Genomic DNA, 17,324 nt, shown 5'->3' with positions numbered 1-17,324 from the left:
AAAAGTAAGATTGATATGAAAAATTCCATCATTAAAATAACAGTCCTGATTATTATTGCTTTAGGTGGCTTTACAAGTTGTGAAGACTTTCTGGATGCCGATAATAAATCAAAAGTGACTGCAAGCGAACAATTTTCGAAACCCGAAAATTTTGAGACCCTTGTCAACCAGGCTTACTATGAACTGCGCGGGATATTTGGTTCACCTGCCATATTCAGCAGCGGAACCGATTTGTATGCCGGCGTACGTTCATCGGGCGATCCAACCCTCGAAGGTTATGCATTAACATCAGACAACGAAACAGTTAAATCGTTGTATACCGATTTGTATGGTGTAACCAATGCGGCCAATGCAGTTTTGTATTATGCCGATATTGCAGAAGATTATTCCGAAAAGGAACTGCGCAAGGAAGAAGCACGCTTTATTCGTGCCTATGCCTATTTCATCCTGAGCCAGCAGTTTGGCGGCGTTCCTGTTATTGAAGAATACATCAGTTCGGCCGAAACATCCTATCCGCGCAATACGCTCGAAGAAACCTACACGTTCATCATCGATGAGTTAACTGCACTGTCAAACAGCGCACTTCTTCCTGCAAGCGATAAAACAGGTCGTGCAAGCAAACAGGCTGCCAAAGCCCTGCTCGCAAAAGTTTATCTCGCTGCCGGCTGGGATTTGGGAACTACACTTTCGAATGCCGAAAATGGAAGCTACGCTGTAACAAGCACCGATTATTTTAGCAAGGCAGCTGCTGCCGCTAAGGAAATTGCCGATGCTGTGCCACTGACTTTGTCTTTCGAAGACAAATGGTCACCATTCAACGAGCAAAATGAAGAACTTATCTTTGCCATTCAATGGGACCGCAATTCTTCGCTCGATGTGAATACCGGAGGTCATTCCCATCAGAACACCTTTGGTACTTACCTGGGGGCAGTTACACTTGGCATGAAATACCTTCGCTCCGATTTTAACATCATGCCTAAGGCCTTTTATTTATACGAAGAAGGTGATGAACGCTACCAGGCAACTTTTATGACCACCATTTACAACCACGGCAATGATGCCAACTGGTCAAAAGAAGGATACTGGGCGTATTACAATGCAACAGCCGAACAAAAGGCACAAATGCCTATTGCCTTCCATTATCCCGCATGGTACGAAAGCGATGCAGCCATCGATCAGTATCTGGCTGACAATGCAGACAAATTTGTTCGTAACGATGCAAAAAATGTTTCACAGGTAATTCATACCGCCGAACCCATCCGATGGGTTTTGTACAACGATGCAGGCGAAGTTTCTTCCGACCAGGAAATGGATTACATGAGTGCGCTGTCGAAGGTAGGAACCATACCACCGGTTAAAAAATTCGACGATCCGCAAACCGATATCAGTGCAGCAACAGGAAGTGGAAGTTACCGCGATCTGGTCATTCTGCACGTAAGCGATATTTATCTGGTAGCTGCTGAAGCTTACCTCATGGCAGGCAACGAAGGCGAAGCCCTCAACTACCTGAACAAGGTACGAAGCAGGGCCAAAGCCGACGAACTCACTGCCTTTTCAGCATATCAGCGTTTCGATCCTGAGGAAAATACTTATGTATCTGTTGATCAGGCTATCGATGTAATTCTCGACGAGCGGGCCCGTGAGCTGCTTGGTGAATACAACCGCTGGATGGATTTACGCCGTACCCGCCAGCTGGTGAAATACAATGTACGCTGGAACCCGGTAGTTGCCTCTTCGTCCGCAATGGTCGGTGGTGATGGCAATATCAAATGGTATCGCCCCATTCCGGCCAACGAAATCGGGTTGAACACCGGTATTACATCCGAAGATCAAAACCCGGGATATACTGCCGATACAGCTAAAGAATGATAACCGAACACCTAAAAAAGAAAAAAATGAAATACATTAATATCTTATTCTGCGTCTTGTTAGCCGGTGTTGCTTTAACTTTCTCGTCATGTGAAGATAATTTCGAAGTAACAAGCACCCATACCGATGCCTCAACACAGGTAGGAGGCACTTACACCGGAACATTCAGTTTGGATGACAGAACCTACACCGATGCCGTTGTAACCCTCACAAGAATCGAGGCCGACAGCGTACAGGCAGTCACTGCCAATGTTAAGGTTCCCAGTTTAAAAGGGCTCGATGTAACAGCCAGCCTTAATGCGGGTACTGCCAACGATGAATTTGTTTTCTCGAGCGGTGTTTCAGTCACTTCAAAAATGAGTGGCCGCCTTTCAGATGGTACATTGAATTTAAATGTTCCGCTTAGCCGTTCAGAAACTGTATTAAGTAACGCATCAACCGCTAAAGTGTGGCAATTTACAGGCACCAGGAATTAGCATAAGCAACATTGAACAGGCAATGCAGCAACCTTTTTGCCTGTTCAATGTTTTCAATACCAAAAATGTATAATAAATATTTTAATTATTAACTTTTAAAATTTAAACTCATGAAAAGAAATCTACTTTTTTTGTCCGTATTTTTTTTAGCACTGTCAGTAAGCGCACAGGTAAAATGGAATGCCGCTGATTTAGGCCTCGAGGCTGATGCCGTTGCTTTCAAAGGCATCGAGAACGGTGGCCCTGAAGAAGTTAAATTATCTAATCTCACTTTCATTCCTGAAGGTCAAAGCGACTGGGCGTTTAAAGCAAGCGATGGTGAATTTACCTACAACGAGCAGGTTTACGGGCAAACACAAATCCAGGGAGCAACCAATGGAATGACCGCCTACATGGTTCATGCTAACGGTCCTTCTTCTGTTGCTCATTTCATTCCAGAAGTAAACGGAACCATTGACATTGCTTTTAAATTCGGATACAACAAAACTTTTTGGGTAGCCGAGCTTAGCGAAGCTGATCTTGACGTGGCTGACTTTGGCACCGACATGACTGCTTATGCTTACAACAACAGTGAATTCTGGGGTGGTTACTTCGATCCAACCAATGGCTCGTACTATACTGCCGATGCTCCAAATGATCAACCTGCGGAAGGAACTTATTACACAGGTGTTACCATCAATGTTGAAGCAAACAAGAATTACTATGTATGGTTTGCCGGTTCAAAAATCATGCTCGCAGGTTTTACCTATCATCCTGAAACTACTTCATCAGAATTAATTGAAGCTTCAAAAGCTACAGTTATTTCTACTGAGTATTACAGCATTACCGGCCAAAAGCTGGCTGAACCATCAAAAGGCATCAACATTGTGTTGAAAAAAATGTCGGATGGTACTGTTGAAACTTCAAAAGCTGTTATCTATTAAATTAGGTCTTTCATAATTAAAGAGGTTGCCTTAACAAGGCATCCTCTTTTTATTAATTATAAAATAAAATCTCCCATAAACTGCCTACTGTCAGCAAAAATTAAAAATGATGCATAGTAATCGTTTTATACCAGTTTATGTTTTACGGAGCTTACTTCTTTTGTCAGCTTTTTCCATCCTTCCCAACAGGCCTGTAGCCTTAAAACAGGCACAACAACAATATCAAAACACCCTTGCCGAAGTAAGCAAAAATGAATTATCCACCTTCCGGGAGCAGAGATATTATAATTACTTTCTTTCCCTCACCTCTTTTGAGTATCACCTCGCCCCATACAAAATCAACCTGGCCCGGGCCAACTCAAAGCAAAGCAATGCTGCATTAGAAAAAATGATATAATTCTTAAATATTAAAAGATGAGAAATACCTTTTTATTACTGCTACTCGCTGTTTTATTTGCTTGCAATACAAAAACAAACAATAATGCAGACACTACCGACGCCACCAATCAGAAATGGTCGGTTAAGATGGCCAACTCCATCATGAACCAGTACGACAGTTTGATCAATTATGATGAAAAGATCAAATGGCAATACGATGTTGCCATGCTGGCAATGACCATCGATAAGTTAGGAGAAGTAGATCAAAAGTATTCCGATTACATGAAAACCTATTTCGACTACTTTATTAACGAAGATGGGACTGTAAAAAAATACAAGATAGAAGAATACAATATCGACCGTATCAACCCGGCCAAAAGCCTATTCACCTTGTACAAGCGTACCGGGGAAGAAAAATACCGCAATGCCATCGACCTGTTTGTTAAGCAAATGGAAAGTCACCCAAAAACAGCATCGGGTGGGTACTGGCACAAAAAGATTTACCCCAACCAGATTTGGCTCGACGGCATTTATATGGGCTCACCCTTTTTGGCCCAATATGCCCGCGAATACAACCAGCCCCAATGGTTCGACGTGGTAACGCACCAGGTTTTGCTGGCCTACGAAAAAACTCTCGACAAGGAAACGGGCTTGCTGTACCATGCCTACGACGAGAGCAGGGAGCAACGCTGGAGCGATCCCGAAACCGGTCATTCACCGCATTTCTGGAGCCGCGCCATGGGCTGGTACATTATGGCCATTGTTGACATACTCGACTTTTTACCCGAAGATCACCCCGACCGCGACCAGATGATTACCATTATGAACGATGTGATTGATGCCCTTTTAAAAGTTGCCGATGAAGAAACAGGACTCTGGTACCAGGTACTTGATCAGGGCGATCGCGAAGGAAACTACATCGAGGCATCGGGTTCAACCATGTACACCTATGTGATGGCCAAGGCTGCCAACAAGGGTTACATCGACACGAAATACAAGCAAATTGCCAACGAGAAATTCGATGCCATCATTAAATACCTGATCACCGAAGATACGCAGGGTAACATCATTCTTAACGACGTATGCGGCGGTTGTGGTCTGGGTGGCAATCCCTATCGCGATGGAAGTTTTGAATATTATATTACCGAGAAAGTTGTTGATAACGATACGAAAGGTGTTGCACCATTTATCATGGCCGCACTTGAATTAAACCGATAGAAATTTATGAAGTACACTGCATTTAAGTTTTTCCTGTTATTCTGTATTTCAATTGTACTTATTCCGGCCACAGCACAAGTACCGGCATTCCCGGGTGCTGAAGGAGCCGGAAAGTATACCACCGGGGGTCGCGGCGGCAAAGTGGTCTATGTAAGCAATCTCAACGACGCCGGCCCTGGCAGTCTTCGTTATGCCCTTTCGGAAGTCGATGGCCCCCGCATCATTCTTTTCAGTGTATCGGGAACCATCTTTCTCAAAACGAAAATTGATGTTTCGAAAGGTGATTTTACGATAGCAGGGCAATCGGCTCCCGGCGAGGGCATCTGTATTGCAGGTGACGGGATGGACATCGAAGCAGACAACATCATTATTCAATACCTGAGGTTTCGCCCCGGAAGTATTAATGAGGACGAAACTGACGCGCTGACCGTTAAACGAAGTGACCAGGTAATGATCGATCATTGCAGCATGAGCTGGAGCACCGACGAAACCTGCTCGTGCTACGACAACACCAACTTCACACTTCAGTGGAGCATCATTAGCGAAAGCCTCAACAAGTCGGTTCATCAAAAAGGAGCCCATGGCTATGGTGGAATCTGGGGTGGAAAAACAGCTACCTTTCATCATAACCTGCTGGCCCACCACAAAAGTCGCAATCCACGCCTGCATGGCAGCCGTTACCACAAAGAACCCGAACTCGAAAGAGCCGAAGTGGTAAACAATGTTATTTACAACTGGAAATCGACCTGCATGTATGGTGGCGAAAACGGGAATTACACCATTGCAGGCAATTACTTTAAACCAGGCCCGGCTACCGGAAAAAGTGCATCGGTTCAACTACTCGAACCCTATGAACCTGTCAGCTCTTATTATTTCAACAATAATTACCTTGACCAAAATCCTGAACTGACCAACAACAATTGGGATGCCCTCGATTACGAAGGAAATTTTCCTGCCGAAAAGCAATTAAAAGTTCCACTTTCAATTAGTGACTACACGATCGTTTCGGCCGGACAAGCTTATCTCGAAGTACTCAAATCGGCAGGTGCGTCACTGTACCGCGATGCCGTTGACAAACGCATAATTAAAGAGGTGAAAAAAGGAACTTCAACCTATGGTGAAAATGGCATCATCAATTCGCAGGAAGAAACAGGCGAATGGCCCAAACTGAAATCGAAAAAGGCTCCAGCCGACAGCGATGCCGATGGCATGCCCGATCGATGGGAAAAGAAGAACCAACTCAATCCCAACGATCCTTCCGACGGAAATCATAACACTATTTCGAAACATTACACCAATGTTGAAGTATATTTGCATAGTTTGATAAAACTTTAAAAACCTGGTAATATGAAAACGAAGCAAAGCATTTTGTTTGCATTGGTCAGCTTATTCCTGCTGGCCTGCAACACCGATAAAAATAAGCTAACAGTTGTTGCCCCTTCAGGCATAGCCGGCGAGCGGGTAGTAGAAATCAGCGATCCCGGAAACAATGAAATGCTCCTCTCTGCGCTTAGCGAGCCTTTTATCATAAGGCAAAACGGAAAAGAAATACAGACTCAAATTTACAACGACCCGGTAAGCGGACAGACAAAACTGTTGATTTATCCAAAAATTGAAGAAAAAGTACAATTGGAGTTCGTGGCCGGAGAAGAAGGAAAACAAACTTTTGCCCCGCTTGCTCACGCCGAATTATGGCACAAAACGGGCGGCAGCTTTGTCGACGAGGTATACACCGGCGGAGGTGACTTTGTAGAAGTCAGTTCGCTACGCGTACCCGACGAATGTACCGATCACTCACTCTATATAAAATACGAAGGTCCGGGTTGGGAATCGAACCTGGTTGGATATCGTTTCTACCTCGACTGGCGTAATGCGGTGGATGTATACGGAAAAATAACCGACGACATGATTCTAGATGGTGTAGGTCAGGATGGTTACGAATCGTACCACCACATGCAGGACTGGGGCATGGACGTTTTAAAAGTGGGACCTTCGCTTGGTGTGGGCTCCATCGGATACTGGAATGGGGAAGCAGCCGAAAGAGTCGCCGAAACCGACAGTGTTTACTGTGAAATCATTTCGCCCGAAGGACTTCGTGCTGCCATTCAAACGAATTACTATGGCTGGACAACCCAGGATTTTAAAACCAATGTAAAATCCTTCATCACCATCGATGCCAACAGTCGCATGTCGAAGGAAACACTGGTATTCGATCAGGCGCCTGGCAATGTTTGCACAGGAATTCACATTGATAAGAATGCCGAAAAAATCGAACTCGAAAAAGGCAACTGGGTCTGCCTCGCTACCTGGGGTAAACAGAGTCTGAACGACGATCAGCTGGGACTTTTTGTGCTGGTTGAAAAAGCAACACTGCTTTCGAAGGAGACTGACAAAAACAATCATGTTTTGGTTCTTCAACCCAAAAACAACCAGGCCGAATGGTATTTTGGAGCAGCCTGGGAGCTCGAACCCAATGGCATCACAAGCATTGAAGCATTTAAGGCTTATCTCGAACAACAACTGGAACTGCTCAACAGTCCTGACGAAGTTTTATTGTAAACATAAAAAATCAAATAAAAGACGATTGAATTCCATGAGAATCAATCGTCTTTTACTTTCTATAAACACTGATCAGATGCACCTGAATTTCGTAAAAGCAATTTTATTATTTTTTCTGGCTGGCCTGTTTATTAGCTGCCAGCAGGAAGAACAAACACCCACGCTGTTTATGATTGGCGATTCTACCATGGCCAGCAAGCCCGATCTTACCTTTCCTGAGCGGGGTTGGGGACAGCTTCTTCCTCAGTATTTCGAAGAGGACCTTCTCATCGACAACCATGCAAAGAATGGCCGCAGCACCCGTTCATTCATCTATGAAAGCCGCTGGGATACGGTACACAGTAAGATCCAGGCAGGCGATTTTGTGGTGATCCAGTTTGGCCACAACGATGGGGTTGAAAGCAAGATCGGCCGACATGCAGCACCCGAAGAATACCGCTACAACCTTATTAAGTTCATCAGGGAAACAAGAGCAAAAGGTGCCGAGCCCCTGCTTTGTACGCCCATTGTGCGCCGATTTTTTAATGAGGAAGGTGCTTTTGAAGATACCCACGGCGAATATCCTGCCATCGTCCGCGAAGTGGCCGCCGAACATGAAGTAACACTCATCGACCTGCACCGAAAAAGTGAAGCACTCCTAAGCCGTTTGGGAGTTGAAGCCTCAATACCCTTGTTTCTTCATTTCGAGGCAGCAGTGTACCCACAGGCTCCCGATGGAAAAATCGACAATACCCACTTCTCCGAAAAAGGCGCTCTTACCATGGCCGGTATGTTTGTTGAAGGCTTGAAAGAACAAAATCATCCCCTGGTGAACTATCTAAAATAAACTGCCATGTTCCGCTTTCTTCCCATTTTTGTTTTTCTTTTTTGGACTGCGATGGGTACCCATGGTCAGGATTTTCCACGTGATACATCGTTTACCCTGTATCGCGACTATCACAAACAATTGAAATATTACCCCGACATTGAGCCGGTAAAGTCCCTTGTGCCTGCCAATGTAAAGGCCATGCGCAATCTGGTTTACGCCAGCTATGGTGAACGCAAAATGCACATCGACATTTATCAGCCGGCCGATATAGAAACAAAAAAAGCCGCTGTTCTACTGATTCATGGAGGCGGTTGGGCCTCGGGCGACAAAAGCATGGAAGCGCCCATGGCCATTGAACTGGCACGGCGCGGTTATATTACAGCATGTGTTGAGTACCGGCTTTCGCCCGAAGCGCGCTATCCTGCTGCCGTAATCGATATTAAAACAGCCATCAGGTGGATGAAAAGCGAAGCAGAGCAACTGCTGATCGACACCAGCCAGATGGCCGTCTATGGAACATCGGCCGGAGGACAACTGGCGGCACTGGTTGGGACCAGTCATGGCAGCAAACGTTTTTACGATCCGGCACATTATCCCGGTTTTTCTGATGAGGTACAGGCCATCCTCAACATCGATGGTGTGCTTTGCTTTATTCACCCCGAATCGAGCGAAGGGCTCGACCGGCCCGGGAAACCCTCGGCAGCCACCCGTTGGTTCGGAACAAACAAAAGTGAAAGTAAAACATTATGGGACGAAGCTTCGGCCCTTTACCATGCCGATAAAAATACCCCTCCGGTTTTGTTTATCAACAGTCAGCACCCCCGTTTCCATGCAGGGCGTGATGACATGATCAAAATACTCGATTCGCTGAATATCTACAACGAAGTACATACCCTGCACGATACGCCCCACACTTTCTGGCTTTACCATCCCTGGTTTTTGGAAACAGCACAACTAGTCGATGCTTTTCTTGAAAAGCAATTCAGAAACGAAGAATAAACATCGGTAAAGGCGCTTGCGCAAAGCAACAAAAGCAGGCTGAAGCTGTTATTGTGGTCTATATAAATTGAAAAGGTAATTCCAACAAGCCACAGCATGCGAAATGAACAGAAAAAGAAACGATTAAGCTGGAAGGCCTTCAAAAAAGGTTTACGCATGTACGCCTATCTGAAACCCTACCGCTGGCTTTTTGCCCTGGGTTTGTTCTTTCTGTTTGTCAGCAGCCTCGGAAATATTGCCCTGCCCCGCTTTCTGGGCATTCTGGTCGATTTTGGATCTTCGGGAAAAGACAACACACAAATTAACAGGGTCATGCTTTTGCTGGCAGGCATCCTGGTCATTCAGGCCCTTACCGGTTTTTTACGTACCACCATCTTTGTAAAGGTCACCTCAAAAACCATGGCCGATATTCGCCAGCAGGTTTATGCCCACCTGATAAAGCTTCCCATGACCTTCTTTCTGAAACGCAGGGTTGGAGAACTGAACAGTCGCATCACAGCCGACATTGGAATACTCGAAGAAACGCTCACCTCAACCATTGCCATGTTCCTGCGCAGTGTCATCATCATTCTGGGGGCCCTGGTATTTCTTCTGTTTATCTCAACAAAGCTGACCTTGTTCATGCTGGCTGTAATTCCTGTCATCGTGCTTGCTTCCATTATTTTTGGACGCTTTATCAGGCGTTACTCCAAACGCATGCAGGCCGAAATTGCCGATTCAAATACCATTGTTGAAGAAACGCTGCAAGGCGTTCAGAATGTAAAAGCCTATGCCAATGAATACTTTGAAATTGGACGCTATAAAAAGAAAACCAACGAAATAGCCAAAACCGGAATTATTGGTGGAATTTACCGGGGAGCCTTTTCTGCCTTTATGACTCTGGGAATGACCGGTGCACTGGCCAGCGTAATCTGGCGGGGAACACTGATGATCTCAAGCAGGGAAATGGCTGCCGGCGATTTATTCTCGTTTGTTCTTTACACTGTTTTCATTGCAGGAATGATCAGTACCCTGGCCGAAGTGTATTCCCAACTGCAAAAGGCTGTAGGAGCCACTGAAAACCTTTTTGAAATTCTCGATGAACCAATTGAGACCATCACACCACAACTTGCCATAAGTACCGACCAACTGTTTTCTGGCAATATCGAATTTAAAAACATCAATTTTCACTACCCTACCCGCAGCGATCTGGAGGTGATCAAAAATCTTTCGTTTCGGGTAAAACCAAATCAGATGGTGGCCCTGGTCGGACCAAGCGGGGCAGGAAAATCGACCATTGTCAATTTATTACTTCGCTTTTACCAATCTGTTTCCGGTGAAATCTTATTCGACCAGCGCGAAATTTCTTCCATTCCACTCACCCAACTTCGTCAGCAAATTGCCGTGGTGCCTCAGGATGTTTTTCTGTTTGGCGGAACCATTCGTGAAAACATTGCCTATGGAAAGCAGGGAGCCAGTGAAGAAGAAATCATGGAAGCCGCCAAACAGGCCAATGCCTGGTCTTTCATTGAGGCGATTCCCGAAGGACTGGATTGTATTGTTGGTGAACGGGGTATTCAGCTATCGGGCGGACAACGACAACGCATCGCCATCGCCAGGGCCATGCTGAAAAATCCGCGTATTTTGGTGCTCGACGAAGCCACCTCTTCGCTCGATTCGGAATCGGAGCGACTGGTGCAGGAAGCACTGGAGAAACTAATGAAGGATCGTACTTCCATTGTGATTGCCCATCGTTTGGCAACCATCCGCAAGGCCGATCAGATTTTTGTGATCGATGGAGGTCAGCTCGTTCAGCAGGGAACCCACAACGAGTTAATCGAAGAAGATGAAGGCCTGTATGCCACACTCAGTGAATTACAGTTTGCCGGCTAAGGTGCAAATATTTGTGCTTTGATGAAATCGGCCTGGATTGCTTTAGGGAAAACAGAATGGATCAGGGCATTTTGAAAACGCTTCAACTATCTTTTATTCTTTTCAATAAGTGCCTTTACCGGATAAATCATTCGCTGGATAAGTCTCAGATCATCGGTAATGATCTCGCAATTTCCCGTCAGTTCCTGCTGCATTTCAAGCTGAATCCCATAAGAGGTAAGCAGTTTTTCAGAAAGTGAAATTTCAACAGCATAAGCCTTATTGACCGGAACAGGGGCCACCGATTTAACCTGGCCCGTAAGCATTCCGTATTGCATGTAGGGGTAATTGTTCAGTTTGATATTGACCCTTTGACCAGGTTTTACCTTACCGGCTCCCCGCGTGGGAATGTACGACATTGCCCTGATCAATAAGGGCTTGTCGGGAACAACGGTCATTACCGTTTCACCTTCGCTCACATTCTGGTTTACAGCCCACACCTTATCCATACTCAGCCGACCGTCTATGGGACTGATCAACTGGTACTTCACCTTCCATGTTTCGATGCTGTTGCTTAAAAGTTCGTAGCTTCTGATTATGGCCTGTTTCAGGTTATTCTCCCTTTCGGCAAGTACAATTTTAAGTTCCGAAATCTCCTGTTCCAGCTCGTATATTCCTGCCTGCGTTGAAGCCAACTGCGTTCGTATCGTCTCAAATTGAAGTTGTTGGGCAATCCATTCTTTCTGCATGTTTTCAAAATCGGAAAGGGAAATTACACCACGTTCGTACAGCATCGAATCGCGTGCAAAGCTTTTTTGAGCCAGTTGAAGTTCAGCTTCCATCAGACGGCGCTGTGACCACAACCTGTCGTAAAAAACTCGCTGCATTTCCAAACGCTGAAGTGCAGCTTCAATTTTTTGTTCATGCAGTGGCTGTTCAACAAACTGTCGGTAAGTATTCACCTGCTGGATAAAATCGGCATAAAAAACTTGTATTTCACCCAACTCAAAAGCATTAAAGGTTGCTACATCATAGAAACGCTCCACAGAATGCTGATCAAAGTGACTGCCGAGCAACAAATTAAGTTGCTCTACATCGTCACTATTCGCCGGATTTTCGATGGTGGCCAACACCCTGCCCATTTCAACAGGATCCCCTTCGTTGGCCGCAAGCATTACAATTTTCCCACTGGTACGTGCTTTTAACAAGGCCGGCGGATTGGATGCCGAAACCACCACTTCGGAGCGAATCAAATCGGGATAACGGTACAGATAACTAAAGAAAAGCAGGAATGCAATGGCAGCAAAAATGATGGTGATTCCCCAACGAATGGCCCAGTGCGGCATTCGTTGCAGAATGTCGCGTACCTCGTCGTTTCGTAGTTCTATGTTGCTGCCCTTTTTCATGCTTCTTAGTTACCAAGCTCTAACTGATCTTTTACCAGATGGTAGTATTTCCCTTTTTGTGCGATCAATGCCTCGTGAGTTCCACTTTCCACAATACGTCCATCATCGAGCACAACAATCTGATCGGCCTTTTTAACAGTGCTCAGCCGGTGTGCTATTACCAGAACCGTTCTGCCTTCTGAAAACCGGTTGATATTTTCGATCACGCGGCGTTCGTTTTGTGCATCGAGTGCATTGGTTGCCTCGTCGAAAAAAAGATATTCAGGCTGTTTGTACATGGCCCTGGCAATGAGTAGTCGCTGCTTTTGTCCCTGACTTAAGCCAATCCCGTCCTGTCCTACCCTGGTATTATAACCCAGAGGCAAGCCCTCAATAAACTCGCGAATGCAGGCCAGATCGGCCGCTTCGTACAAGCGCTCCTTGTCAACCACTTCATCGCCTACGGCTATATTACCGGCTATGGAGTCAGAAAACAGGTAACCGTCCTGCATGACAACACCGCATTGATTGCGCCACAGACGGCCTGACAGATTTTTCAGTTTCACATGCCCCACACTGATTTCTCCTTCAACCGGCTCGAAAAAACCAAGTAAAAGCTTCATGAGGGTGGTCTTTCCACTTCCGCTTAAACCAACAATGGCTGTTGTTTTTCCCTGAGGTATATTCAAATTAACCGAATGCAGGACAAAAGGTGAACGAGGCCCTTCGTATTGAAAAGCGACCTTGTGCATCGTGATTGACCGGTCAACGGGAAGCTCTTCTACTTTTCCATACAGCGCTTCCTCCTCATCGGGTTGATCGTGAATTTCGCCAAAACGTTCAAGACTGATACGCGCATCCTGCGCCGATTGTATAAAGCGCAAAAGCTGATCGACCGGGGAAGCCATCTGTCCAATAATGTAGGTAACAGCAAGCATGGCGCCCAGGGTAAGCCGACCTTCAATCACGTCGATGGCTGCAAAAAAAGTGCTTAAAATCGTTACAAGTCTCATAATAAACGCGGCTCCCTGATCCTGCGTCTGACTCAGTGAAAGGCTTTTTAAATTGACCCGAAACAACCGCGCCTGTATACTTTCCCACTCCCAGCGTTTCTGCTTTTCACAATTATTCAGCTTTATTTCCTGGATGCCGTTAATCAGTTCAATCAATTTACTCTGATTCTTGCTGCGCTGTTCAAAGCGAAGGTAATCAAGCTTTCTTCTTTTCTTCATGAAAAGCTTGATCCAAAGCAGATAAAGTAACACTCCAAGCGCAAAAATCAGAAAAATAACCCAGGAATAAATCAGCAATACAACACCGAAAACCAGCAGGTTAAAAACTGAAAACATGACATTGAGCGTCGACGAGGTAAGGAAACGTTCAATTCGTGAATGATCTCCAATCCGCTGAAGCAGGTCGCCGATGAGTTTTGAATTGAAAAAACCGATGGGAAGCCGCATGAGCTTCACCAGGAAATCGGAAATCAATGAGATATTCACCCGGGTACTCAAATGAAGCAAAATCCAGCTTCGGATCAACTCAACCGATGTCATGCTGATAAAGAGCACCAATTGCGCAAGTAAAACAAGGCTAATAAATCCGGTATCGCTGTTATTAATACCAATATCGACTACCGCCTGGGTTAAAAAAGGGATGATGAGAAGAAAAAAGCTGCCGAGCAGGAGACCAAGAAATAGTTGTACCAGGTATTTCCTGTAGGGCTTAATGTATGAAAACAAAAATTGAAATGAGCTGCGATCGGGCTTTTCATCTTCAAAAGAATAAAAATCCGGTGTTGGCTCGAGTAAGAGGCAAAGTCCCATTTCCTGCCCTTGAGCACGCGTTCCGATCCATCCATTAAGAAATTCTTCCTTGCGATAGCATATTTTTCCACGGGCAGGATCGGCCACCCACACTTTGTTTCCGTGCAGCTTATAAACTACCACAAAATGCTTTTGTTCCCAATGCACCACACAGGGCAAGGGCACTTCTTTTTCAAGCTTTTCAAATGGAATACGCACGCCCACATTCCTCAATCCTATTGTGTCGGCTGCATCGCTCATGCCAAGCAGCGAAACTCCTTCGCGACTAATTGAGCTTCGCTCGCGCAGTGTCTGTAGCGAATAACTTCGGCCATAAAAAGCAGCTACCATTCGGATACAGGTAGGTCCGCAATCCATCGCATCGAGCTGATAAAAATGAGGGAACTTAGGCATAAAAGCAATTCTGTCTAAACAAAAATACATTTTATAACGAATATTGAAAATCGTGACGATATAAACAGCACAAATATGGCCTTAAAAAAAGTGATGGAAACAGCGTTTTAACTTCTTGCTTAATTTTTTTTAACACTTCTCCCATTGCACGTCAGCAGTGCATTTCTGAATGTTTTTCACTTATTTTTTTACTTTAATTTGGCAACACTTGATTGTTATCAAATTATTACTAATTTTGGTGTTCGCATACAAAAAACCGTTAGATTCTATACCGTAAAAACCTTTTCAATCACGTATTGAACAACCGAGAATCAACTAAATAAAGAAAATTTAATTCTCCGTTGAATAACCTGATCATCCGGGAATACGTTTCCATTGAAAACAAAAAATTTGACGTATGAAAACTTATAAAACTGAACAGATTAGAAACGTAGCATTAATTGGCAATGCCGGGGCTGGGAAAACCACCCTCGCTGAAGCGATGCTTTTCGAGGGTGGTATTCTGAACCGCCGTGGTGAGGTAACAGCAAAAAACACAGCTTCGGACTACACCGACATTGAACACGACTACGGCAATTCGATTTTTTCATCCCTGCTCTCCACCGAATACAACAACAAAAAAATCAACATCATCGACACTCCGGGAATGAAAGCTTTTGCCGGAGCAGTTACTTCATCACTCAATGTGGTATCGACAGCCCTTTGTGTTGTGAACACAGGTGATGGCATTGGTGCCGGGACCGAAAACGCCATGCGTATTGCCGATAAGAATCACACACCGGTCATCATGGTCATGAACGGGCTCGACCATGAAAATGTCAACTTCGAAAATGTGATTGATGATGCCAAAAGCCGCTTTGGCAAAAGTGTAACCATTGTTCAGTATCCTGTAAATGCCGGTCCTGATTTCAATCAGGTAATCGACGTACTTAAAATGAAAATGTATCAATGGGGAGCCGACGGAGGCGAACCTCAGATTCTCGATATCCCCGCTTCAGAACAGGAACGTGCTGATGAACTACACAATGAACTCGTAGAAAAATCGGCCGAAAACGACGAAGCACTCATGGAACTCTATTTCGATAAAGGCTCTTTATCGGAAGACGAAATGCGCCAGGGCATGCGGCTTGGAATGACTGACCGAAGTCTTTTCCCCGTTTTTTGCACCTGCGCCAAAAAGGACATGGGCATCCGTCGTCTCATGGAGTTCATTACCAACATTGTTCCACCACCAAACGAGGTGCCCATGCGCAAGGAAGCCAAGGGCAAAGAAGTTGTTATGGATCCGGCAGGACCCGCTTCGCTTTTTGTCTTCAAAACCACCATGGAATCGCACATTGGCGAGGTGACCTATTTCAAGGTGATGTCGGGAACAATCACCGAAGGCATGGACCTCATCAACACCAACAAATCGGCCAAGGAACGCCTTTCACAAATCTTCATGGTAGCCGGTAAAAACCGCATCAAAGTAAACGAATTGTGTGCAGGAGACCTTGGAGCCACTGTAAAACTGAAAGAAACCAAGGTAAATCATACCCTCAGCACCAAAGAGGCTGACTACAAATTTGTTCCCATTGAGTTTCCAAAACCACTCACCACAGTGGCTTTTAAAGCGGTCAACGAAACCGATGAGGAAAAAGTGGGTGAAGTACTCCATCGCATGCGCGACGAGGACCCCTCGTACATTGTAAACTATTCGAAGGAACTCAAACAACTTATCGTACAGGCACAGAGTGAATACCACATCAACGTACTGAAATGGTTCTTCGAAAAAGAATACAAAATCGAAGTTCAGGTTCTGCCACCCAGAGTGCCTTATCGTGAAACCATCACCAAAGCAGCTCAGTCGGACTACCGGCACAAAAAACAATCGGGTGGTGCAGGCCAGTTTGGCGAAGTACACATGATTATTGAACCATACGAAGAAGGCATGCCCGATCCGAAAAATTTCAAAATCGACGGAAAAGAATGGGTAGTTAACCTTCGTGGAAAAGAAGAAGTCACTTTAACATGGGGCGGAAAACTGGTATTCTGTAACTGCATTGTTGGTGGCTCAATCGATGCCCGCTTCCACCCTGCCATTTTAAAAGGCATCATGGAAAAAATGGAAGAAGGACCACTTACCGGATCCTATGCACGCGACATCAGAGTGTGTATTTATGATGGAAAGATGCACCCGGTCGACTCGAACGAAATCTCATTCAAACTGGCGGGTCGCAATGCATTCAGTCAGGCTTTCAAAAAGGCCGGCCCAAAAATTCTTGAACCGGTATACAATCTCGATGTATATACCCCAAGCGATCGCATGGGCGATGTAATGAGTGACCTACAGGGACGTCGGGCATTAATTATGGGCATGGGCAGTGAAAAAGGCTACGAAAAAATTTCAGCCAAAGTACCATTAAAAGAAATGGACAACTACACCACAGCACTCAATTCGCTCACTGGTGGCCGTGGCTGGTTCAATTTTGAATTCGACGCCTATGAAAAAGTACCTGCCGAAGTTCAGGACGAACTATTGAAAGCTTATGAAGCTGAAAATAGCGAAGAGTAATGCAACCAATAGCAACCAATTTTATAAACTAAATCAACAGAAAGGCCCGGGTTCATATCCGGGCTTTTTTACTTCTTTCTTATAAAAT

12 protein-coding genes are annotated in these 17,324 nt (G+C 45.1%); 10 read left to right on the top strand and 2 right to left on the bottom strand.

What is annotated here, in order from left to right; all coding sequences use genetic code 11:
• The first annotated feature begins 15 nt into the window (after window positions 1-15).
• The 9 genes from FHS86_RS09650 (at window position 16) to FHS86_RS09610 (ending at window position 11,102) form a co-directional block, all read left to right on the top strand.
• Entirely contained in the window at window positions 16-1,869 is a 1,854-nt protein-coding gene (locus tag FHS86_RS09650; RefSeq protein ID WP_429412799.1) for a RagB/SusD family nutrient uptake outer membrane protein, read from the top strand.
• A 26-nt stretch (window positions 1,870-1,895) separates the two neighbouring features.
• Complete coding sequence (locus FHS86_RS09645) at window positions 1,896-2,345, top strand: hypothetical protein (protein WP_429412798.1); 450 nt, start codon at window positions 1,896-1,898, stop codon at window positions 2,343-2,345.
• Window positions 2,346-2,455: 110 nt separating this feature from the next.
• Complete coding sequence (locus tag FHS86_RS09640; RefSeq protein ID WP_429412797.1) at window positions 2,456-3,268, top strand: hypothetical protein; 813 nt, start codon at window positions 2,456-2,458, stop codon at window positions 3,266-3,268.
• Window positions 3,269-3,682: 414 nt separating this feature from the next.
• Window positions 3,683-4,864 carry a glycoside hydrolase family 88/105 protein gene (locus FHS86_RS09635; RefSeq protein ID WP_429412796.1) on the top strand — a complete coding sequence of 394 codons (1,182 nt, stop codon included), beginning with the start codon at window positions 3,683-3,685 and terminating at the stop codon, window positions 4,862-4,864.
• A gap of 6 nt (window positions 4,865-4,870) precedes the next feature.
• Complete coding sequence (locus tag FHS86_RS09630; protein WP_429412795.1) at window positions 4,871-6,199, top strand: pectate lyase family protein; 1,329 nt, start codon at window positions 4,871-4,873, stop codon at window positions 6,197-6,199.
• A 12-nt stretch (window positions 6,200-6,211) separates the two neighbouring features.
• Window positions 6,212-7,423, top strand: coding sequence for a DUF4861 family protein (locus FHS86_RS09625; RefSeq protein ID WP_429412794.1), 1,212 nt, complete (start codon window positions 6,212-6,214; stop codon window positions 7,421-7,423).
• 76 nt (window positions 7,424-7,499) lie between these two features.
• Window positions 7,500-8,249, top strand: coding sequence for a rhamnogalacturonan acetylesterase (locus FHS86_RS09620; protein WP_429412793.1), 750 nt, complete (start codon window positions 7,500-7,502; stop codon window positions 8,247-8,249).
• 6 nt (window positions 8,250-8,255) lie between these two features.
• Complete coding sequence (locus tag FHS86_RS09615) at window positions 8,256-9,230, top strand: alpha/beta hydrolase fold domain-containing protein (RefSeq protein ID WP_429412792.1); 975 nt, start codon at window positions 8,256-8,258, stop codon at window positions 9,228-9,230.
• 96 nt (window positions 9,231-9,326) lie between these two features.
• Window positions 9,327-11,102 (top strand): ABC transporter ATP-binding protein, encoded by a 1,776-nt coding sequence (locus FHS86_RS09610; protein ID WP_429412791.1) that lies wholly within the window; start codon window positions 9,327-9,329, stop codon window positions 11,100-11,102.
• Between the two features lie 86 nt (window positions 11,103-11,188).
• Here the strand turns inward: FHS86_RS09610 and FHS86_RS09605 are convergent, their stop codons facing one another.
• Together FHS86_RS09605 and FHS86_RS09600 are read right to left on the bottom strand one after the other, a co-directional pair.
• Window positions 11,189-12,487, bottom strand: a complete 1,299-nt coding sequence (locus FHS86_RS09605) for an HlyD family secretion protein (RefSeq protein ID WP_429412790.1) — start codon at window positions 12,485-12,487, stop codon at window positions 11,189-11,191.
• A 5-nt stretch (window positions 12,488-12,492) separates the two neighbouring features.
• Entirely contained in the window at window positions 12,493-14,682 is a 2,190-nt protein-coding gene (locus tag FHS86_RS09600) for a peptidase domain-containing ABC transporter (RefSeq protein ID WP_429412789.1), read from the bottom strand.
• Window positions 14,683-15,079: 397 nt separating this feature from the next.
• Between FHS86_RS09600 and FHS86_RS09595 the strand changes: the two genes are divergently transcribed.
• Entirely contained in the window at window positions 15,080-17,236 is a 2,157-nt protein-coding gene (locus tag FHS86_RS09595) for an elongation factor G (protein ID WP_429412788.1), read from the top strand.
• The last annotated feature ends 88 nt before the right edge of the window (window positions 17,237-17,324 follow it).

The organism is Roseimarinus sediminis (genome assembly GCF_050433125.1).
Lineage (GTDB): Bacteria > Bacteroidota > Bacteroidia > Bacteroidales > Prolixibacteraceae > Roseimarinus > Roseimarinus sediminis.
This window is presented reverse-complemented; position numbering and strand designations above follow the sequence as displayed.